General features: G+C 72.0%; 16 protein-coding genes. 11 read left to right on the top strand and 5 right to left on the bottom strand.

Annotation, left to right across the window (positions count from 1 at the left end):
* Window positions 1–6: 6 nt before the first annotated feature.
* Window positions 7–1,089 carry a TetR/AcrR family transcriptional regulator gene (locus tag H4W80_RS06995; RefSeq protein WP_192784314.1) on the bottom strand — a complete coding sequence of 361 codons (1,083 nt, stop codon included), beginning with the start codon at window positions 1,087–1,089 and terminating at the stop codon, window positions 7–9.
* A 113-nt stretch (window positions 1,090–1,202) separates the two neighbouring features.
* On the opposite strand from H4W80_RS06995, the gene H4W80_RS07000 reads away from it, so the two are divergent.
* The 9 genes from H4W80_RS07000 to H4W80_RS07040 all read left to right on the top strand — a co-directional run bounded on the left by H4W80_RS07000 (window position 1,203) and on the right by H4W80_RS07040 (window position 11,416).
* Complete coding sequence (locus H4W80_RS07000; RefSeq protein ID WP_318786735.1) at window positions 1,203–2,210, top strand: LacI family DNA-binding transcriptional regulator; 1,008 nt, start codon at window positions 1,203–1,205, stop codon at window positions 2,208–2,210.
* 17 nt (window positions 2,211–2,227) lie between these two features.
* Window positions 2,228–4,318, top strand: coding sequence for a beta-galactosidase (locus H4W80_RS63415; protein ID WP_192784316.1), 2,091 nt, complete (start codon window positions 2,228–2,230; stop codon window positions 4,316–4,318).
* Between the two features lie 31 nt (window positions 4,319–4,349).
* The gene (locus H4W80_RS07010) at window positions 4,350–5,075 is read left to right on the top strand and encodes a ThuA domain-containing protein (RefSeq protein ID WP_192784317.1); all 726 of its coding nucleotides are present in this window, start codon (window positions 4,350–4,352) and stop codon (window positions 5,073–5,075) included.
* 8 nt (window positions 5,076–5,083) lie between these two features.
* Entirely contained in the window at window positions 5,084–6,118 is a 1,035-nt protein-coding gene (locus H4W80_RS07015; RefSeq protein WP_192784318.1) for a Gfo/Idh/MocA family protein, read from the top strand.
* Window positions 6,119–6,280: 162 nt separating this feature from the next.
* A complete protein-coding gene (locus tag H4W80_RS63420; RefSeq protein WP_318786736.1) occupies window positions 6,281–7,570 on the top strand; it encodes an ankyrin repeat domain-containing protein in 1,290 nt (429 codons plus the stop codon).
* Between the two features lie 36 nt (window positions 7,571–7,606).
* Window positions 7,607–8,161, top strand: a complete 555-nt coding sequence (locus tag H4W80_RS07025; RefSeq protein ID WP_318786737.1) for an MmyB family transcriptional regulator — start codon at window positions 7,607–7,609, stop codon at window positions 8,159–8,161.
* 114 nt (window positions 8,162–8,275) lie between these two features.
* A complete protein-coding gene (locus H4W80_RS07030; protein ID WP_192784319.1) occupies window positions 8,276–9,901 on the top strand; it encodes a PP2C family protein-serine/threonine phosphatase in 1,626 nt (541 codons plus the stop codon).
* Entirely contained in the window at window positions 9,898–10,971 is a 1,074-nt protein-coding gene (locus tag H4W80_RS07035) for a cobalamin B12-binding domain-containing protein (RefSeq protein WP_192784320.1), read from the top strand. The genes H4W80_RS07030 and H4W80_RS07035 overlap by 4 nt, the downstream gene beginning before the upstream one ends.
* Window positions 10,972–10,993: 22 nt before the next feature.
* Window positions 10,994–11,416, top strand: coding sequence for a GrpB family protein (locus H4W80_RS07040; protein WP_192784321.1), 423 nt, complete (start codon window positions 10,994–10,996; stop codon window positions 11,414–11,416).
* Here H4W80_RS07040 and H4W80_RS07045 read toward each other — a convergent pair.
* Genes H4W80_RS07045 through H4W80_RS07060 form a run of 4 tightly spaced genes read right to left on the bottom strand, consistent with a single transcriptional unit; the run spans window position 11,406 to window position 16,422 of the window.
* Window positions 11,406–12,308 carry a carbohydrate ABC transporter permease gene (locus H4W80_RS07045; protein ID WP_192784322.1) on the bottom strand — a complete coding sequence of 301 codons (903 nt, stop codon included), beginning with the start codon at window positions 12,306–12,308 and terminating at the stop codon, window positions 11,406–11,408. The genes H4W80_RS07040 and H4W80_RS07045 overlap by 11 nt on opposite strands.
* The gene (locus tag H4W80_RS07050; RefSeq protein ID WP_192784323.1) at window positions 12,305–13,186 is read right to left on the bottom strand and encodes a carbohydrate ABC transporter permease; all 882 of its coding nucleotides are present in this window, start codon (window positions 13,184–13,186) and stop codon (window positions 12,305–12,307) included. Before H4W80_RS07050 ends, H4W80_RS07045 begins: the two co-directional genes overlap by 4 nt.
* Window positions 13,186–14,556: an extracellular solute-binding protein gene (locus H4W80_RS07055; protein WP_192784324.1), complete on the bottom strand. Its 1,371-nt coding sequence runs from the start codon at window positions 14,554–14,556 to the stop codon at window positions 13,186–13,188. Before H4W80_RS07055 ends, H4W80_RS07050 begins: the two co-directional genes overlap by 1 nt.
* A 12-nt stretch (window positions 14,557–14,568) precedes the next feature.
* Window positions 14,569–16,422 carry a glycoside hydrolase family 127 protein gene (locus tag H4W80_RS07060; protein ID WP_192784325.1) on the bottom strand — a complete coding sequence of 618 codons (1,854 nt, stop codon included), beginning with the start codon at window positions 16,420–16,422 and terminating at the stop codon, window positions 14,569–14,571.
* 128 nt (window positions 16,423–16,550) lie between these two features.
* On the opposite strand from H4W80_RS07060, the gene H4W80_RS07065 reads away from it, so the two are divergent.
* Window positions 16,551–17,582, top strand: a complete 1,032-nt coding sequence (locus tag H4W80_RS07065) for a LacI family DNA-binding transcriptional regulator (RefSeq protein ID WP_192784326.1) — start codon at window positions 16,551–16,553, stop codon at window positions 17,580–17,582.
* A gap of 109 nt (window positions 17,583–17,691) precedes the next feature.
* A complete protein-coding gene (locus tag H4W80_RS07070) occupies window positions 17,692–19,653 on the top strand; it encodes an Ig domain-containing protein (RefSeq protein WP_225963296.1) in 1,962 nt (653 codons plus the stop codon).

Consider the following 19,653-nt stretch of genomic DNA (forward strand, 5'->3'; position numbering starts at 1 on the left):
GGCCTCCTAGCCGGTACGGGGGAGGGCGGGTCCGGTGACGGCCGCGGCGTGGGCGGCGCCCCGGCCGTGGGCGCGGGCGACGATCCGGCCCGCCTGGACGCGTACCGCGGCCTCGGTGGCGTCATCCACGTCCGGGATCCCGGCGGCCGAGGCGACGGCGGCGTGCTCGTCGAGGACGAGGCGCAGGCCCGGCAGGGGATCCGGGCCGAACACCCGGCGCAGGCTCCCGGCGAGGTCGCCGATCCTGAGCCGTACGAGCCGCCCCAGTTCGGCGGGATCGCCCGTCACCACGGCGACGGTGACGCGCTCCCCCGGGCGGGCGGCGCGGACGGCCTCCTCGGCGGCCTCCAGCCGGCCGGTCCCCAGGACGGCGATCACACCGTCGGCGTCGAACCCCGTCCGGCGGCCGGTGAGCTCGTCCGGCAGCTCCGCGGGCGGCTCCCAGGCGTCCCGGACGGCCCGCGCGGGGGCGATGTAGGGCAGGTGGGGCGGGTCCCACGTGTCGGCGAGGTCGAGGCCGGCCAGGTGCCGGCAGGCGCGGGCCACGTCGAAGGGGTCGCCGAAGCCGGGCGCCGTCCCGGCCAGGTGGGCGGCGCCGCTCAGCAGCGTGAGGACCAACTCGGCCAGCCGAACCCGCCGCGCGTGGCCCGGCGCGCGCGGCTCCAGCGCGAGGGCGAGCAGCAGGGCCTCCAGCCGGGCGAGCTGGCCCAGGGCGGCGCGGCCGGGTTCGTCGTCGAACACCCCGGCCAGCGAGCGCGACTGCAGCCTGCCTCCGGCGGAGGTGTCGCCGGTCAGGGGCAGCCGTTCGAGCCACATGCGGGCGAACGCGCCCAGCGCCTCGGCCACGCCGGACGGCGGCGGGCCCTCCTCGGCCGCCGCGGGCCCGATCGAGGCGACCAGGACCGCCAGGTAGAGGGCGCGCTTGCTCGGGAAGTTCGAGTAGACGGCGCCGCGGGTCAGCTCGGCCCGCTCCGCGATCCGGTCCACCTTGGCGTCGGCGTATCCGCGCTCGGCGAACTCCTCCCTCGCCGCCGCCAGCACGGCCGCTCGGGTGCGTTCCTGCTGCTGCGCCCGGGTCAGCCTGACCATCGAGCCACACTCCCAACATTCAGATGTTCACATCATCCGGAATGATAGCCCTCTTGACATCGAGGTGTCGCGGGGGCGAGCCTGACTACGTAGTCATAAGGCAGGAGCCGCACGTGTCCGACGCCAGGCGAAGGCCCCCGAGCAGCACCGACGTCGCCGCCCTCGCGGGCGTGTCGCAGAAGACGGTCTCGCGGGTGCTCAACGGCGAGCCGTACGTCAGCGAGGAGGTCCGCGAGCGGGTGCTGGCGGCGGCGCGCGAGCTCGGCTACCGCCGCAACACCGCGGCCAGGGCGCTCCACCTGGGCCGTTTCCACCGCATCGGGGTCGCCTCGATCGGCAGCTCGCTCTACGGCCCGTCATCGCTGCTCGTCGCCCTGGAGCGGCAGGCCAGGGAGATCGGGTACGCGTTCGCGGTCGCCTACGCGGGCGAGGGCGCCGGCGTCATGAGCGCGGTCGAGTCGCTGCTGGCCCAGGGCGTGGACGCCATCGTGGTGTCCGACCCGATCGACGGGAGCCAGGAGTTGCGCATCGACGCCGACGTGCCCGTGCTGAGCTTCCGGCCGATCCCCGGGCCGCGCGTGGTGGTCACCGGCGTCTCCGGCGTGGAGGCGGGCAGGCAGGCGACCGAGCACCTGCTCGGCCTCGGGCACGCCAGCGTCTGGCACGTCGCGGGGCCGCACCGGTGGCCTGCGGCGCGCGACCGGGCGCGCGGCTGGCGGGAGGCGCTGGCCGCCGCAGGTGCTCCCGAGCCGCCGGCGCAGGAGGGCGACTGGTCCCCGGCCTCCGGGTACGCGGCGGGCCGGGTGCTGGCGGCGGACCCGCGGGTCACGGCGGTGTTCGCGGCCAACGACGACATGGCGATCGGCGTGCTGCGCGCGCTGGCGGAGGCCGGTCGCGCGGTGCCGGAGGAGGTGAGCGTGGTCGGCATGGACGACATCCCGGCGGCGGCGTACCTGTCGCCGCCGCTGACCACCATCCGCCAGGACTTCGAGGCGATCGCCCGGCACGGCCTCGCGCTGCTCGCCGCCGAGATCGAACGCTCTCCCGGCGAACCCGCCCTCGGAGATCTGCCCGCGCACCTCGTGGTGCGCCGATCGACCGCTCCGCCCGCGAAGCCGTGACAAGGAAGGGAACCCCTGTGCCGCGAGTACTCTTCGGCGCCGCCTACTACCCCGAATACCACCCCGCCGACCTGCTGAAGACCGACCTGGACCTGATGGCCGACGCGCGCTTCTCGGTGATCCGGGTCGGCGAGTCGGTCTGGTCCACCTGGGAGCCCGAGAACGGCCGCTTCGACCTCGACTGGCTGCAACCGGCGCTGGACGGCGCGCACGAGCGCGGCATCGGGGTCATCCTGGGCACGCCGACGTACGCGGTGCCACCGTGGCTGGCCCGGCTCTACCCGGAGATCGCCGGGGAGCGGGCCACCGGGCAGCGCATCGGGTGGGGCGCCCGCCAGGAGATGGACTTCACGCACCCGGCGTTCCGCTTCCACGCCGAGCGGATCACCCGCAAGGTCGTCGAACGGTACGCCGGCCACCCGTCGGTCATCGGCTTCCAGGTCGACAACGAGCCGGGCGTGCACCTGCTGCACAACCACGGCGTGTTCCAGCGGTTCGTCGACTGGCTGCGCGAGCGCTACGGCGACGTGGAGACGCTGAACCGGGAGTGGGGCCTGGTCTACTGGTCGCACCGGCTGTCGGACTGGGCCGACCTGTGGCGGCCCGACGGCAACGCCCAGCCGCAGTACACGCAGGCGTGGCGGCGCTTCCAGGCCGACCAGGTGACCGAGTTCATCGCCTGGCAGGCGGACATCGTGCGCGAGTACGCCCGTCCCGGGCAGTTCGTCACCACGTGCATCGCCTACGACCGGCCCGGGGTGGCCGACGACGAGCTGACCCGGCGGCTCGACGTCACCGCGGGCAACCCGTACTACACGATGCAGGACGGCCTCGCGCTGCCCGCGCCGCAGGACGCGCCGCAGAGCTGGATGACCAGGAACACCTGGGCGCTGTACCTCAGCGCGGACCGGATGTTCTCCTCCCGCCAGGAGCCGTTCCTGGTGACCGAGACGAACGCGCAGGCCATCGGGGGACCCTGGGTGAACCAGCCCGCCTATGACGGCCAGTGGCGGCAGGCCGCGTGGGCGCTCGTCTCCCGCGGGGCCTCCATGATCGAGTACTGGCAGTGGCGGACGCTGGTGTTCGGCACGGAGACGTACTGGGGCGGGGTGCTGCCGCACAGCGGGCGGCCGGGGCGCACCTACCGGGAGATCGCCCGGATCGGGGCCGAGCTGGAGACGGCGGGAGACCTGGTCGAGGGGCTGGTCCCGGACGCGGACGTCGCGATGCTCTACTCCACGCCGAGCAAGTGGGCGCTGAGCGCCCAGCCCGCGCTCGGGCGGCCGGACGGCGGGCCGGACGAGCGCTCCTACCAGGGCATCTTCGAGCCGTTCTACCGTGGCGCGTTCGACGCCGGCTGCCAGGTGCGGGTGGTGCACGCCGCCCAGGCGGTCGCCGGGGAGCCGGGCGCGCTGGCCGCCCGGCATCCGGTGCTGGTGGCCGCCGGGCTGTACGTGGCCGACGACGCCACGCTGGACTGGCTGACGGCGTACGCGGCGGCGGGCGGGCACCTGGTCGTCGGCCCGCGCACCGGCTACGCCGACACCGAGGCCCGGGCCCGCCGGGACGTCCAGCCGGGCAGGCTGGCCGACGCCGCGGGCGCCTGGTACGACGAGTTCAGCAACCTGACCGAGGACCTGCCGGTCAGGGGCCCAGTAGGAGGCATGGCCTTCCCGGAGGGCGCGGCGGGCACCCGGTGGGCGGACGGACTGCAGGCAGAGGGGGCGGAGGTGCTGGCCGGTTACGAACACCCGCACTTCGGGCGGTTCGCGGCGATCACCACCCGCGAGCATGGCCAGGGCCGGATCACCTACGTCGGCACCGTGCCCAACGCTGTGCTGGCCGAGGCCCTGTTCCGCCGGCTGGTGCCGTCGCCCGGCCCCTGGTCGGAGCTGCCGCCCGGGGTCACCTCGACCGGCGCCACCGCGCGCGACGGCCGGCGGGTTCGTTTCCTGCACAACTGGGCGTGGGAGCCCGCGTCGGTGCGGGTACCGGTCCCGGTGCGGGATGTGCTCGACGGCTCCGCCCACGAGGCCGGCGCCGAGTTGCCGCTGGGGCCGTGGGACGTGCGGGTGCTGTCGGAGACGGCAGGCGGCGACGTACGCTGATCTTGCGCCCGTACGGCCAGGAAGGAAACGCATGGCGGTCAACGTCACGGTCTGGAGCGAGAACTATCACGAGCCGCGCGAGGAGGCGGTACGCCGTATCTATCCCGACGGCATGCACGGAGCCATCGCCGAGGGGCTGACCGAGCTGCTGGGCGAGCGCGTGACCACGCGTACCGCCGTGCTCGACGAGCCCGAGCACGGCCTGACCGACGCGGTCCTGGCCGGCACCGACGTGCTGACCTGGTGGGGCCACATGGCGCACGAGGAGGTCGACGACAAGGTCGTCGAACGCGTGCGGCGGCGCGTGCTGGGCGGCATGGGCCTGCTGGTGCTGCACTCGGCCCACTACTCCAAGATCTTCCGTGCGCTGATGGGCTCCACCTGCACGCTCAACTGGCGTGACGCCGGCGAGCGCGAGCTGGTCTGGACGGTCGCGCCCGGCCACCCGATCGCGCAGGGCGTGCCCCGTCCGCTGGTCATCGAGCGGCAGGAGACGTACGGCGAGCCGTTCGGCATCCCGGAGCCCGACGAGCTGGTGTTCATCAGCAACTTCAGCGGCGGCGAGGTGTTCCGCAGCGGCTGCTGCTTCCGCAGGGGCCTGGGCAAGATCTTCTACTTCAGCCCCGGCGACCAGGAATACCCCGTCTACCACCACCCCGGCGTGCGGCGGGTGCTGGCCAACGCCGTCCTGTGGGCCGCGCCGGCGGGCGAGGTGGGCGAGCCGCTGCAGAACGCCCACACCCCCGTCCAGTGGTAGGGGGCCGCGTGACCTTCGACATCGTCAAGGAGGACCGGCCGCTGCGCGGCGTGGTGGTCGGCGCCGGCTACATCGGCGGCCAGTGGGCGCCCGAGCTGCTCGCCCACCCCGGCACCGAGCTGGTGGGCTGGGTGGACGTGGTGCCGGAGCGCGCCCGCGCCGCCGCCGCCGAGCTGGGCCTCGACGACCTGCCCGTCAGCGCCTCGCTGACCGCCGTGCTCGACGGCGAGGAGCCCGACTTCATCGTCAACTGCACCGTCCCCCAGGCCCACCACGACGTGACGGTCACGGCGCTGCGGCGCGGGGTGTCGGTGCTGAGCGAGAAACCCATGGCGGTCACCCTCGACGAGGCCCGCTCCATGGTCCGGGCGGCCGACGAGTCGGGGCGGCTGTTCGCGGTCAACCAGAACCGCCGTTTCATGCAGACCCTGGTGGCCTTCCGGCGCACGGTGGCCGACCTGGGGCCGCTGGGGGTGCTGACCTCGGAGTTCTTCATGCCCTACCGGGGGCCGGAGTTCCTGGGGACGCTGGAGCATCCGCTGTTACAGGACATGGCGATCCACCTGTTCGACGCGGCGCGGGCGGTGTCGGGGACGGATCCCGTGTCCGTCTACTGCGAGTCGTTCCGGCCGTCGTGGACGTGGTATCCGGGGGCGTGCTCGGCGACCGCGATCTTCGAGATGACCGGCGGGCTGCGCTACACGTTCGCCGGGAGCTGGTCGGCGCCGGGCCAGGCGACGTCGTGGACGGGCAGCTGGCGGGCGGCCGGCCCCCGGGGGACGGCGCGCTGGGACGGCCAGGGTGATCCGACGGCGGAGGCGGCCGAGGGGCACGTGGTGCGGCCGCACCCGCCGGAGGCCGACGCGTACCCCGGCCGGCGGCGCTTCCAGGGGCTGGCCGAGGGGCTGGAGGAGTTCGTGACGGGGCTGCGTACGGGGCAGGCGCCGCAGGGCGAGTGCCACGACAACATCCGCAGCCTGGCCATGGTCACCGCGGCCCTGGAGTCGGCCCGCACGGGCGCGCGGGTGCCGATCACGCTCTGACGTCCCGGGGGGTCGTGCCTCGGCGCGGCCCCCCGCTAGGATGGGAGGGCGTTGCCGGGCGCGTCCAGTCCGCGGGGAAGGGACCATCCCACCGGCGGCATCTCCCTTTTGGTCGACGGACCTCGGCCCGAGCGCGCGGACCCGGGCAGCCGGAGGTTCGCCGTGTCCGATCTTCCCCAGCGCCCTTCGCTGGAGCATCTGCGCAAGCAGGCCAAACACCGCAAGCGCGCCCAGGGCGTCCCGCTGAGCCGGGCGCAGTTCGAGCTGGCCCGCGAGTACGGCTTCCCGAGCTGGCCGAAGCTGGTCGAGCACGTGCGCGTCGCCGCCCTGGAGGGCATCGAACGGGCGCTCGTCCTGGCCGATCCGGCCGCGCTGGCCCCGTTCCTGCCGGCCCGCGAGCCGGTCGGCGGCCTCCCGCCACTGCTGGTGCTGCTGCGGCGGGCCGTCGCCCCCGCCGAGCGGGTACGCGAGTGCGCCCGGCTCCTGCTGGACGCGGGCGCCGACCCCGGGAGCCACACCCTGGAGCAGGGCGGCAGGCGGACGGCGTTGTCCGACGCCGTGGAGCGGGGTGACCTGGCCCTGGCCCGGCTCCTCGTCGAGCGGGGCGCGCCCGCGGACGAGGACGCCTTCTACCACGCCTGTGAGCAGTCGGACACGGCCTTCCTCGACCTCCTCCACCGGCCCGGCTTCGAGCGCATGGTGACGCACAAGCTGGACTTCGAGGACGCGGCGGGGCTGCGCTGGTTCCTCGACCGGGGCGCCGACGTCAACGCCTGCCGCGCCCTGCACCACGCCGTCGCCCGCGGCCGGGGCGTCACCATCCTGACGATGCTCCTCGACGCGGGCGCCGACGTGAACCTGCCGTGGGACCGCTGGGACGCCGGCCGCCGCCCCCTCGCGCTGGCCGCCCGCTGCGGCCATCTGGCGGCGTACGAGCTGCTGGCCTCGCGGGGCGCGAGGGCCGACCTGGACCCGGTGGACGCCGCCGTGCTGGCGGTGGCCCGGGGCGAGTCGGCGCGCCTGCCCGCCGCGCCGCCGCCGGCCCTCGGCAACCCGGACGCCGGGGACTACGGCTGGGCCCTGGGCCAGTTCGCCCTGCTGGGCCGCACCGACGTGGTGCGGGCCCTGCTGGAGGCCGGGATGGCGGTGGACACGCGCGGCTGGAGCAACTTCACGCCGCTCGACCAGGCCGCCATGCACGGCCGCACGGCGACGGTGCGGCTGCTGATCGAGCGCGGCGCCGATCTGGACGACCGCGCCTTCGACGAGGAGGGCCCGACCCCGCTGGACTGCGCGCTGTGGGGGCTGCGCAACAACCGCGCGGAGGACGGCGACTACCCGGGCACGGTGGCGGCCCTCCTGGAGGCGGGCGCCCCCACCCGCCTGGGCCCGCCCACGGGCGACCCGGCCGTCGACGCCCTCCTGGAACGGTCAGCCGAGCTTGAGCAGTAACCCGGCGAGCTCGACCGGCATGGTGATCATGCAGCCGTGGCGGGACGTCAGCTCCCACACCTGCGCCGGGGCGCCGGCATCAGCGCCGCCCAGCTCGTCGCCAGGCTCCCGCTGCCCGTGTACGTCGAGGGCCGCTACTTCGACGTCCTCGCCGCCAACGCCCTGGCCACCGCGCTGTCGCCGCGCCTCGTGGCGGGAGCCAACCGCCTGCGCGACGTGTTCCTCGGCCCTGCCGAGCAGGCGCTCCATCCGGACTGGGAGAGCGCCGCCGTGGGCATGGTCGCCGGCTTCCGCGAGTCCGTCGGCACTGACACCGAAGACCCCCGATTCATCGAGCTCTCCCTCGCCAGCCCCCTCTTCAGCCGCCTCTGGGCCCGCCACGACGTGGAGGCGTGCGAGGGGGCGGTCAAGCACATCGACCATCCGCGGGTCGGCGGCCTGCGGCTGCACCGGGAGAGGCTGGGCGTCGGCGGCGCGTCAGGCCAGACGCTCGTCGTCTTCCACCCGGATCCCGGCACCGACGACGCCGACAAACTCGCCCTTCTCGCCTCGGCCGTGAGCGACTTGACACCCGTACGCCCCCGCGACTGAGGCCAGTGGGGGGTGAAAGATACTGCAAAGAACCATATGACGTGACGAAGCCCACGGCTCCCAGCACGTAGAGTGACGGGTCTGGAGAGGGGTCTGGGACGAGGCACGATCGGGATGGTGTGGGAAGACGCGCCGTACCCGATGCTGACGGTCGACACCGCCGGCATCATCGAGCAGGCGAACGAGGCGGCCCGGCTGCTTCTCGCCGGCGCGGCCGCAGGCGTGCCGCTGGCGCGGGTGGCCCCTGCCTGGCTGTCACGGGCCCATCACGAGGTCTGCGCCGGGCTCCATGTCGATCAGCGGGTCGATCAGCGCGTCGATCAGCGGGCCCGCGGGCCGGTCGGCGGGCCGGTGTTCGAAGCGCATCCCGTCCATGCCGGCCGCGACCGTGTCACGTGGTGGCTGGTCGACGTCGACGATCACCAGCGGGTCGTCGAGGAGTTGCGCGCCGAGCGGGAGTGGACCGCGTTCATGGTGGAGGCGTCCGTCGAGCTGCTGTCCTCGCTCAACCTGGAGCATTGCCTGGAGGCGACCGCGCGCCTGGCCGTCCGGCGGCTCGCCGACGCCGCGCTGGTCGTCATGCCGCTGGCCCCGCGCCAGTACGCGATCGTCTCCTGCGATCAGCGGGGTGAGGTGTCCCGCGAGCGCGCGTCCGTCGATCCCCGTACGGTGCCGGGGCTCGGGGAGGCGCTGCAGGGCTTTCCCCCGGCGCCCACCCGGTGGATCGAGCCGGCCGAGACGCCCGGCTGGGTGCTGCGCCACCAGGGCGGCGAGGTGGGCTCCGTCGCGGTGACCGCGCTGCCCGGCCATGGCCTGGCCACGGGGGCGCTGGTGCTGCTGCGCCGTACCCCTCGGGCCGGTTTCTCGGACGCCGAGAAGGTGTTCGCGCCGCTGTTCACCGCGTGGGCGGGCGCGGCGATCTCGGTCGCGCGGCTGTACGCCGAGCAGGCGGCCATCGCCGAGACCCTGATGGCCGAGTTGCTGCCGCCCGTGGCGCCGCCGCTGGAGGGCGTGGAGCTGGCGGCCCGTTACCGGACCGCCGGCGACAGCGAACGCGTCGGCGGCGACTTCTACGACGTGCATCCCGTCGCCGGCTCCGGCCGGGAGTCGCTGGTGGTGCTCGGCGACGTGTCCGGCAAGGGCCTGGAGGCGGCCGTGCTCACCGGCAGGATCCGCAACATCCTGCGCGCCCTGGTGCCGCTGGCCGACGACCATCACCGGGTGCTCGAACTGCTGAACGGCGCGCTGCTCACCCATGGTGATCCGACGAGCTTCGTCACGCTCGTCCTGGCCTCGATCGAGCGCCGCGCGGACCAGGTCGCGGTGCGGCTGACCAGCGCCGGGCACCCGCCGCCGCTGATCCTGCGCAACGACGGCCGCGTGGAGCCGGTCCACGCCGTCGGCACGCTGATCGGCCTGGTGGAGCACATCACCTGCGTCACCGAGTCGGTGCTGCTGGAGCCCGGCGAGACGTGCCTGCTCTACAGCGACGGCATCGTCGAGGCCAGGGGCGGCCCGGTCGGTGACGAGTTCTTCGGCGAGGAGCGGCTGTGCGAGCAGCTCCGGCAGTGCGCCGGCATGCCCCCGGAAGCCCTGGCCGACCGCGTCCAGATGCTGGCCTGCCAGTGGGTCGGCCTCGGTGAGCACGACGACATGGCGGTTGTCGCCATCACCGCGCCCCGCGAGCCGTCCCACCGCGAGCCGTCTCACCCCGCGCCGTCTCACCGGGCGCCGCCATGACGCGCGACGTCGAGGAGCGCGTCGAGACGTTGTGGGCGGCGGCGACGGCCGGGGACGAGTACGCCGCCGCCGACGCGGCGCTGGCCGCGCTCGACGCCGGGATGCCGATGGAGACCCTGCTGCTGGACGTCGTCGCCGCGGTGCAGTCGCGCGTCGGCCGGGAATGGGCGGCCGGCCGCATCACGGTCGCCCAGGAGCACACCGCCACGGCCGTCAACGAGCGCGTGCTCGCGACGCTGGCCCATCAGCCCTCCGCGCGACGCGGTCCGGAGCCGGGCCGGGGTCGCATCACGGTGGCCTGCGTCCACGGCGAGTGGCACGCGTTCCCGGCGCGGCTGCTGGCCGAGGTGCTGCGCCTGCGCGGCTGGCACGTCGACTACCTGGGCGCGCAGGTGCCCGCGCCCCACCTGGTCGCCCACCTGCACCGGACGAACCCGGACGCGGTGGCGCTGTCCGGCTCGCTCGCGCCCCGGCTGCCCGCCGCGCACGCGGCGATCACGTCGTGCCAGGCGGTGGGCACGCCGGTGCTGGCCGGCGGCGCCGCCTTCGGCCCGGACGGCCGCTATGCCCGGCTGCTCGGCGCCGACGCCTGGGCTCCCGACGCGTGCGCCGCCGCCGACCTGCTGGCCGGCGGGCCGCCGCCCCGTCGGCCCGCGACCGGCCGGCCCGCCGACGCGCCGCCGCACCTGGCCGGCCCCGAGTACGCCGCCCTCACCGGGTCCGCCCCGGACCTGGTGAGAGGCGTCGCGGAAGAGCTGGCCCGGCGCGTCCCCGAGCTGGCGCCGGCCTATGCCGAGAGCCGGCTCGGGCACCCGGTCGAGGACGTCGCGTCCATCGTCGACTACCTGAGGGCCGCCCTGTACGTCGACGACCCCGAGCTCTTCTCCTCCTTCATGGGCTGGATGGCGGAAGTCCTCACGGCGCGCGGCATCCCGGCACACGTGCTGCTCCCCGTCCTGGACGCGCTGGCCGAGCGCCTTCCCGGCTCCCCACGCGCCCTCGTCATGCTGGAGGGGGCGCGCGATGTGACGCGGCGCCACCGCGTGGGCGATCACTGGACGCGTCGGTAGCGGAGCGGACGAGGATGGCGAGATGCCGATCGACGTGATCGATTACGATCCGGACTGGCCGGAGCGGGCGGAGCGGGCATGCGAGGAGCTGACCGCGAGCCTTCCGGGTGTGTTCCTGGAGATCGAGCATGTGGGCAGCACGGCCGTTCCCGGTCTCGCCGCCGAACCGATCATCGACCTGATGGCCTCGGTGCGCCTGCTGGCGGCGGTGACGGACCGGGAGGCGGCGCTGGAGGGTCTCGGCTACCGCCGCGAGGAGACCGGCATGCCGGGACGCCTCTTCTACCGCCGCGAGGACCCCGCTGGCCGCCGCAGCCACCACCTGCACGTGGTGACGGACGACACGTGGGAGAGCCGCAACGAGCGCCTGCTCCGCGATCACTTGAGGGCCGACCCGCAGGCCGCCGCCGAGTACGCCGCCCTGAAGCGCGTCCCTAGTTCTTGATGCCGGTCAGGGTGACCCCCTCGATGAAGTAGCGCTGCATGAAGAAGAACAGCGCGATGATCGGCGCGATGATGGCCGCCGAGGCCGCCATGAGGTAGCCCCACTGGGTGATGTACATGCTCTGGAACGACGCCAGCCCCAGCGACAGCGTGTAGTTCTCCTCGTTCTGCAGGTACAGCAGCGGCCCGAGGAAGTCGTTCCAGGTGCCGATGAACGTGAAGATGGTCACCACGATGATCGCGGGTTTGGACAGCGGCATGATGATCGTCCAGAACACCCGCCACGGCGAGGCCCCGTCGATGTAGGCGGCCTCGTCCAGCTCGAACGGGATCGTCAGGAAGAACTGCCGCAGCAGGAAGATGTTGAACACTCCCCCGCCCGCCCCGGCGAACCAGCTCGGGACCGTGAGCGGCGCGATGGTGTCGATCAGGTCCAGTTCCTGCCACATGACGAACGTCGGGATGAGCGTCACCGCGTACGGCAGCATCACGCCGCTCAGCAGCAGCGCGAACACGATGTTGCGCCCGCGCCAGCGCAGCCGGGAGAAGCTGAAGGCCGCCACCGCGCAGGTCAGCACGGTGCCCAGGACGCTGATGACGGCGATGACCACCGTGTTGAGGAAGTAGCGGGCGAACGGCTGGGTGGTGAGGGACTCGCTGAAGTTCGACCACTGGAACGGCGAGGGGATCCACTGGGGCGGCGAGACGAACATCTGCGCGTCCTGCATGAGCGCGCTGCGCACCAGCCAGACGAACGGCAGCAGGGTCGGGATCGACCCCGCCACCAGCGCCACGTAGAGCAGGATCCGGCCGTACCTGCGCGGTTTGCGCAGCCCCTGGGTCGGGGCCACGCCACGCGCGGCGGTCTGGTCCGGTGTCGCCAGGGCGGTCATCGCGCGCCTGCCATCTCGTAGTAGACCCAGCGGCGGGCGTTTCTGAACATGAGGAACGTGACCACCATAATGATCATGAACAGGGTCCAGGCGAGGGCGCTGGCGTAGCCCATCTCGCTCTCGGTGAACGCCTTGCGGAACAGGTAGTAGACGTAGAAGAGCGTGGCGTGGTTGGGGCCGCCCTCGGTCATCACGTACGCCTGGTTGAACACCTGGAAGGTGCCGACCACGCCGACCACCAGGTTGTAGAAGATGGTCGGCGTCATCATCGGCAGCGTCACGTGCCAGAAGCGCCGCCACGCGCCGCCGCCGTCGATCGAGACGGCCTCGTACAGGTGCCTCGGCACGCCCTGCAGCCCCGCCAGGAAGATCACCATGGTGTTGCCGAAGCCCCACGTGCTCATGATGATCATCGAGGGCACCGCGGTCGACTCGGCGTAGATCCACTGGGAGCCCGGCAGGCCGCCCTGCCGGAGCAGGGAGTTCAGCAGGCCGAAGTCCGGGTTGAAGATCCAGATCCACAGGACGACGTTGGCGATGGCGGGGACGAGCGTGGGCAGGTAGAAGATCGTCCGCCAGACGGCCAGGCCGCGCACCTTCTGGTTGAGCAGCATGGCCACGGCGAAGCTGACGATCAGCACCAGCGGCACCGCGCCGAGGGTGTAGTACGTGGTGGTGGACAGCGACTTCCAGAACAGCTCGTCCTGGACCATGGTGGCGTAGTTGTCCAGGCCGATGAAGTTCGGGCTGGCGCCGATCGTCCAGTCGGTCAGGCTGAAGAACGCCGAGGCCACCATGGGCCCGATCGTGAAGATGACGAACCCGAGGATGGCGGGCAGCGCCATCAGGATGCCCCATCGTGTTTCGAGGCGGCGCATCACAGCTCCTGGGTGTGCTGCCAGCCCTGGAGCATGCTGGAGATCTTCGGCGCGACGGCCTTGAGGATCTCGGCGGCCGGGCGCTTGCCGGTCTCGAGCTCCTGGAGGGCGGGGGTGAGCACGTCGCTGGAGATGGTGGACATGTTCTTGACGCGGTTGCCGAACGCGGGGACGCCGTGGTCGCGCGCGTAGTCCACCACGGCCGTGCGGAACTCCGGCGGGTGGAGCTCGTTCTTGGTCCAGGAGTCGATGGCCGCCTGGTCCTCGTAGTACTTCTTCTCCTGGGGCATCCACAGGCCCTTGGCGAACAGGTCGACGTAGCGCGGGTCGTTGTGGAAGGCGAACAGCTCGACCGCCTCCTGCTCGTGCTTGGACCCCGCGAACACCGCCGAGGCGCCCGCCACCTGGGAGGAGGTGAACGGCTCCTTGTACTTGGGCAGCACGCCGATGCCGTAGTCGACCTTGCTCTCGTTCATGTCGAGCAGGCTCCAGTGACCGTCCACCACCATCGCCACCCGCTTGGTCTTGAGCAGGATGTTGGTGCCGGGCACGTCGTCGCCGGTCGCGGCGAGCTGGCCCGGGCCGGGGGCGACGCGGTGCTTGTAGATGAGGTCCTGCAGGTTCTGGAACACCTGGATCGCCTCGGGCGTGTCGAGCAGGCACTTCTTGCCGGTCTCGTCGGCGAAGTCGACGCCGTTGCTGCGCAGGAACCCGTACCAGGCGGCGCCGTAGGTGATGCTGCTGGAGATGCCGAACTGCTTGATCTGCTTGGGGTCGAAGCCCGACTCGTCCGGGTGCTTGCCGTTCTGGTCGATCGTCAGCTTGTAGGCGTTCTCGACGAGCTGGTCCCACGTCCACGCGGAGGCGGCGTCGGCGGGCGGCGTGACCCCGGCGGCCGCGACGGCGGACTTGCTGTACCACAGCAGCTCGATCTCGTTCGCGGTCGCGACGCCGTGCAGGTTGTCCTGGCCGCTCCACAGGTACGCGTCCGGCAGGTATCCGGCCAGCTGCGGATATTTCTTCAAATAGGGGAACAGGTTGACCAGCTTGCCCTGCTGGCCCAGCCGGTACGACATCGCCAGCGGCACGTACCCGGCGTCCGGGAGCCGGTTGCTGGCCACGAGCGTGTTCAGCTTCACGTCGTACTCGTCGGGCGTGTAGAGCGGCTTGACCGTCACCCCCGCGTGCTTCTGCTCGTACTGCTTGAGCATCCGCTCGACGGCCGCCTTCTCGAACGTCGAGCCCCAGTACATGAACTGGAGCTGCACGTTCTTGCCGCCCGAGCCGGAGCCCGAGCCGCCACCGCAGGCAGCCGCCGCGGTGCCGAGGGCGGCGAGCCCGCCCAGCTTCAACAGGTCGCGTCTTCTCATCCGCGTCTTTCCTTACGCGAGGGGGATCCAGACCCGCATCGGGCCGCCGTCCCGGTTGTCCCACTGGAAGTAGGGGACGGCGGTCGCGGTCACGCTGGTGCTGGTCGCCAGGGGTTTCGTGGTGTACGGCAATCCGCCGCGCGGCTGGTCCACGGCGACGGCGTCGGTTTCGATCAGTACGGTGCGCCCGACGCCCGGGAGGTCGTCCACGGGCTTGAGGCGCAGGGGTGCCTGCGGGCTCAGGGCGAGGTCGTCCACCTCGACGCCCTCGGGCTGGTCGGCCTGCTCGAAGCAGTAGACGAGCGGTCCGCGCTCCAGGGCCACGCTGCCCCGCACCGCGTCGATCCTGCGGTGGGGGTGGACGAGCCTGGGCGTCATGTCGAGCCGGAGCTCGACCGTGTCGCCCCGGCGCCACTGGCGACGGATACGGAAATATCCGTCTTCGGCGGCTTGGGCGGGGCTGTCATCGATGGTGGTGTTCTCGCTCCAGGCGGGGATGCGCAGCGCGAGCTCCCATTCGCCCTCGTCCTCGATCGTGATGCGGACGAGCCCGTCCCACGGGTAGTCGGTCTCGATCCGGACCCGGCCGTTCACGGTGCCGGGGACGTACTGGTGCAGCTGGAGGCCGGCGTCGGTGGTCGTGGCCAGGTAGGAGCCGAGCGAGGCCACCAGGCGCATGATGTTCGGCGGGCAGCAGGCGCACGCGAACCACTCCCTGCGCCGCCCGAGATAGGCGTCCTCGACGAGGTCGGCGCGGCGCTGCAGCGGGTTGACGTAGAAGAAGCGCACGCCGTCGGCCGAGGTGGAGGCGGCGAAGGCGTTGTAGAGCGTGCGCTCGATCAGGTCGGCGTGGCGGCCGTGGCCGGTGGCCAGGAGCAGCCGCCAGTTCCAGTGGATGCTCGCGATGGCGGCGCAGCTCTCGCTGTAGGCGCGGTCGGACGGCAGCTCGTACCGCTCGCCGAACGCCTCGCCGTCGTGGCGCGAGCCGTGGCCGCCCGTGATGTACGTCTTGGTGGCGACCATGTCCTCCCAGCGGCGCAGTGAGCACTCCAGCAGCGACTCGTCGCCGGTCTCCAGGTAGACGTCGACGACGCCGGCCTCCAGGTAGAGCTGGCGCACGGCGTGCCCGACCGCCGTGTCGGCCTCGCGGACCGGCAGGTGGTCCTGGGCGTACAGCATGCCCATGCCGCTGTCCTTGATGAGGCCCTTGCCGCGGTTGTCGATCAGCTTGGACGCCAGCTCCAGATACGCGCGCTCGCCCGTCAGCCGGTACAGCTCGACCAGCGCGGTCTCGACCTCGGCGTGGCCGTCGATGCCGTCGTTGCCGCCGGTCAGGAACTCCTCCACCAGGTGGTCGGCGAAGCGCCTGGCGACCTCGACCACCCCGTCGCCGATCCCGGCGCGCGCGGCCGCCACCGCCGCCTGGAACAGGTGGCCGGCGCAGTACATCTCGTGGCTGTACTCGAGCTCGGCGTAGATCTTGTCCGGCTTGACGACCTGGTAGTGCGAGTTGACGTAGCCGTTGTCCCGCTGGGCCTTCTTCAGCACGGCCGCCGCCTGGTCGGCGAACTCGGCGTACCCTGGCTCAGGGGCGCGGACGTGCTCCCACGCGATCGCCTCCAGCTGCTTGTAGAGGTCGGAGTCCTGGAAGCGGTAACCCTGGAAGGGCCCTTCGCCCTCGCCGCCGGCGCGGCGGAGGTTGGGCAGCACGCCCGACCGCTCCATCTGCTCCAGGCCCAGCGGGATGCTGGCCTCGTGATTGATCCGCTGCCATCGCGCGAACGGGCCGCCGGTGATGACGACGTCATTGATGCCGATCGGCCGCCACAGTGCCCGGCTGGACGGAACGACAGGACTCTGATGCATCGAGCTCCTCTAACCTCAACCTCGGGGCCTCGCTGAGAAAACCTTGGGAATAGGTTTTCTCAAACGGAGGGTAAGGTGTGATACATCACAGGTCAAGAGCGGATGCTTGTGCGCGAAAGGGGACTCGGTTGACCAGTCCTTCCGATGGGACGGCGAAGACCATCACGATCAGGGACGTCGCGGCCGCGGCCGACGTGTCGATCGGCACCGCGTCCAAGGCGCTCAACGGCCGCGGGCGGATGCGCGACGAGACCCGCGACCGGGTGCTGGCCGCCGCCGAACGGCTCGGCTTCCGGCCCAACCCGCTGGCCCAGGGGCTGCTGGCGGGCCGTACGTACACGGTGGGCCTGGTCACGGGCGACAGCTTCGGCCGCTTCAGCATCCCGGTGATGCTGGGCGCCGAGGACGCGCTCGGCGCGGGGCAAATCTCGGTGTTCATGTGCGACACGCGCGACGACCCGATCAGGGAGCGGCACTACGTCGAGCGCCTGCTGGCCAGGCGTGTCGAGGGCATCATCGTCACGGGGCGGCGCACCGAGCCACGGGCCGGCATCGGCCGTGACCTGCCCGTTCCCGTCGTGTACGCGATGACGCAGTCGACCGACGACTCCGACGTGTCGATCATCCCGGACGACGAGGGCGGCGGGGCGCTGGCCGCCCGCCACCTCATGGCGACGGGCCGCACCCGCATCGGCCACGTCACCGGGCCGCAGCGCTTCCAGGCCGCGCGCCGGCGCGCCCAGGGCCTGACCACGGCCCTCGCCTCGGCCGGGCTGTCGCCCGCGGGCGAGATCCTGTACGGGCAGTGGAGCGAGGAGTGGGGGCGGCAGGGCGCCGACGTGCTGCTGCACGCCGCGCCCGACGTGGACGCGATCTTCTGCGGGAGCGACCAGATCGCCCGCGGGGTGGCCGAGACGCTGCGCGAGCGGGGGCGGCGGGTGCCCGAGGACGTGGCGCTGGTGGGGTTCGACAACTGGGAGCCGATGGCGCTGGGGTGCCGGCCGCCGTTGACCACCGTGGACATGAACCTCGGGGAGATCGGCCGGATGGCGGCCCGGCACCTGCTGGACGTCATCGCGGGCAAGCCCGTCACCGGCGGCGTCACGATCGTCCCGGCCAGCCTGGTCCTGCGCGAGTCCACCCGCCGCGCCGCCCCGTAGCCGGGGGGCGATGCAAGGCGCTGCAAGGGCGGCGGATGGGGTTGACCGGTGCTGTGTAACACCTTACTGTGCGCCAGGGAAAACCTATTCCCATCCTTAAGGAGTCCGGATGGACCGAGGACGCCGCAGCGCCCCGAAAGCCGCCAGGGGCGCCAGGCGAATCACCGTGGCGGCCGCCTTACTCGCCTCCTTACTCACCGGCGTGTCGCAGCCCGCGCACGCCGCCGCGCCGACCGCGACGGTCGTCGACATGTTCGGCAGGACCGTCAACGACTACGGCGTCAAGCTCGTCGACTGGCAGGGCTACCTGGCCAACCCCTACGTCGAGCTCACCGTCAAACCCCCGGCGGGCGTCCAGTACCCCGTCACGATCGACCTCAAGGCCGAGGGCACCTCCAGGCTCATGATGGACCTGCCCAGCCAGCTCACCGCCACCGGCGCCACCAAGACGCTGACGTTCGCGAGCGCGAGCGACCAGAAGGTGTTCCGCCTCGCGATCCACTCCAAGCGGGGCCCCGGCCAGGATGAAAGTTACACGCTCAAGCTGAACATCCGGGACGGCTCCGGCACGACGACCCAGCAGCAAATGCCGATCCGGGTGCAGCAGGACGAGAAGACCGCGCTGCAGCCCAGCCTGCCCATCAACTTCGACTACCGCTACGACAACATCACCGGCTACTTCAACGAGCCGAACTTCCGCAACGCCGCCGAGGAGGCGGTGAAGGACTGGTTCAGGTTCTTCGACATGCAGCCGTTCGACACCGTGGCGGCAGGGGCGGAGAACAACCACCTGCCGGGCAACGACTGGCAGAACAACATCAACGTCACCAACAACGCCGCCTACAACGGCATGTACGTGTTCTTCCGCGGCATCCAGACCCCGTACTCGACCGGCTACCCCGCCGCCAACGGCAAGTACAGCACCCGGAACGGCCAGCAGCTCGCGGGCCCGCTGCACCGCTCGACCGCGATGATCTTCGAGTACGACGAGGCCGGCAAGCAGCTGTTCACCTCCCTGGCCGACGAGGACTGGTACAAGACGGAGATCGCGGGCTCGGTGCTCGACGTGCACGGCCTGGTCATGCACGAGTACGGCCACGCCGTCGCCTACCACAGCGACTGGGCCGGCATGCGGTCCTACGTCTCTTCGGGCGGCAACGACCCCGACGTCGTCGCCTACCAGGGCTACCCCGTCCCCCTGGACAGCAGCTACCACATCCCCGGCGACCAGAAGTACTGGGACCGGCTCAGCGGCCAGAACGGCGGCTGGACCCACATGTTCCCCACCCGCCGGTGGATGCTGACCAAGCTGGCGCTGCTGGTCGCCGAGAACGCCGGGTGGAAGCTCAACCGCAACCTCACCCCGTTCCTGCCGCCGTCCATCGTCACCACCTCCCTGCCGTCGGCCACGCCGGGCACGGCCTACAGCCAGACCCTCCAGGCCAAGGGCGGCGTGCCGTTCTACGACTGGCAGGTCACCGGCGGCTCCCTGCCCGCGGGGCTCACCCTCGACCGGTTCACCGGCGCCATCAGCGGCACCCCCACCACGGCCGGGACGTCCAGCTTCACCGTGCAGCTGCGTGACTACGACAAGCTCAGCACCCCGCAGACCAGGACCTTCCAGCTGACGGTCGGCACCGGCGGCGGCACCTCCACCAACGTGGCCGGCAGCGCGACCCCGTCGGCCTCCTACACCTCCCCGTGGGAGAGCGTGGCGGCCATCAACGACGGCATCGACCCGCCCAGCTCGAACGACACGGTCAACAAGCGCTGGGGCACCTGGCCGAACACCGGCAGCCAGTGGGCCGAGCTCACCTGGCCGTCCGCCCAGACCCTCAAGTCCGCCGACGTCTACTTCTTCGACGACGCCGACGGCGTGCGCCTGCCCGCCTCCTGGAAGCTCCAGTACTGGACCGGCAGCGCCTACGCCGACGTCCCCGGCACGTACCCGATCGCCATCAACTCCTACAACAAGGTCACGTTCAACCCGATCAGCACCACCCGCCTGCGCGTGGCCCTGCAGAGCGGCCAAGCCTCGGTGGGACTGCTCGAAGTGAAGGCCAACACCTAG

This window comes from Nonomuraea angiospora (assembly GCF_014873145.1).
Lineage (GTDB): Bacteria > Actinomycetota > Actinomycetes > Streptosporangiales > Streptosporangiaceae > Nonomuraea > Nonomuraea angiospora.

Coding starts and splice junctions, on each gene's coding strand:
- H4W80_RS06995 (WP_192784314.1), bottom strand. CDS start 1,089: ATGGTCAGGCTGACCCGGGCGCAGCAGCAGGAACGCACCCGAGCGGCC.
- H4W80_RS07010 (WP_192784317.1), top strand. CDS start 4,350: ATGGCGGTCAACGTCACGGTCTGGAGCGAGAACTATCACGAGCCGCGC.
- H4W80_RS07030 (WP_192784319.1), top strand. CDS start 8,276: ATGGTGTGGGAAGACGCGCCGTACCCGATGCTGACGGTCGACACCGCC.
- H4W80_RS07035 (WP_192784320.1), top strand. CDS start 9,898: ATGACGCGCGACGTCGAGGAGCGCGTCGAGACGTTGTGGGCGGCGGCG.
- H4W80_RS07040 (WP_192784321.1), top strand. CDS start 10,994: ATGCCGATCGACGTGATCGATTACGATCCGGACTGGCCGGAGCGGGCG.
- H4W80_RS07045 (WP_192784322.1), bottom strand. CDS start 12,308: ATGACCGCCCTGGCGACACCGGACCAGACCGCCGCGCGTGGCGTGGCC.
- H4W80_RS07050 (WP_192784323.1), bottom strand. CDS start 13,186: ATGCGCCGCCTCGAAACACGATGGGGCATCCTGATGGCGCTGCCCGCC.
- H4W80_RS07055 (WP_192784324.1), bottom strand. CDS start 14,556: ATGAGAAGACGCGACCTGTTGAAGCTGGGCGGGCTCGCCGCCCTCGGC.
- H4W80_RS07060 (WP_192784325.1), bottom strand. CDS start 16,422: ATGCATCAGAGTCCTGTCGTTCCGTCCAGCCGGGCACTGTGGCGGCCG.
- H4W80_RS07070 (WP_225963296.1), top strand. CDS start 17,692: ATGGACCGAGGACGCCGCAGCGCCCCGAAAGCCGCCAGGGGCGCCAGG.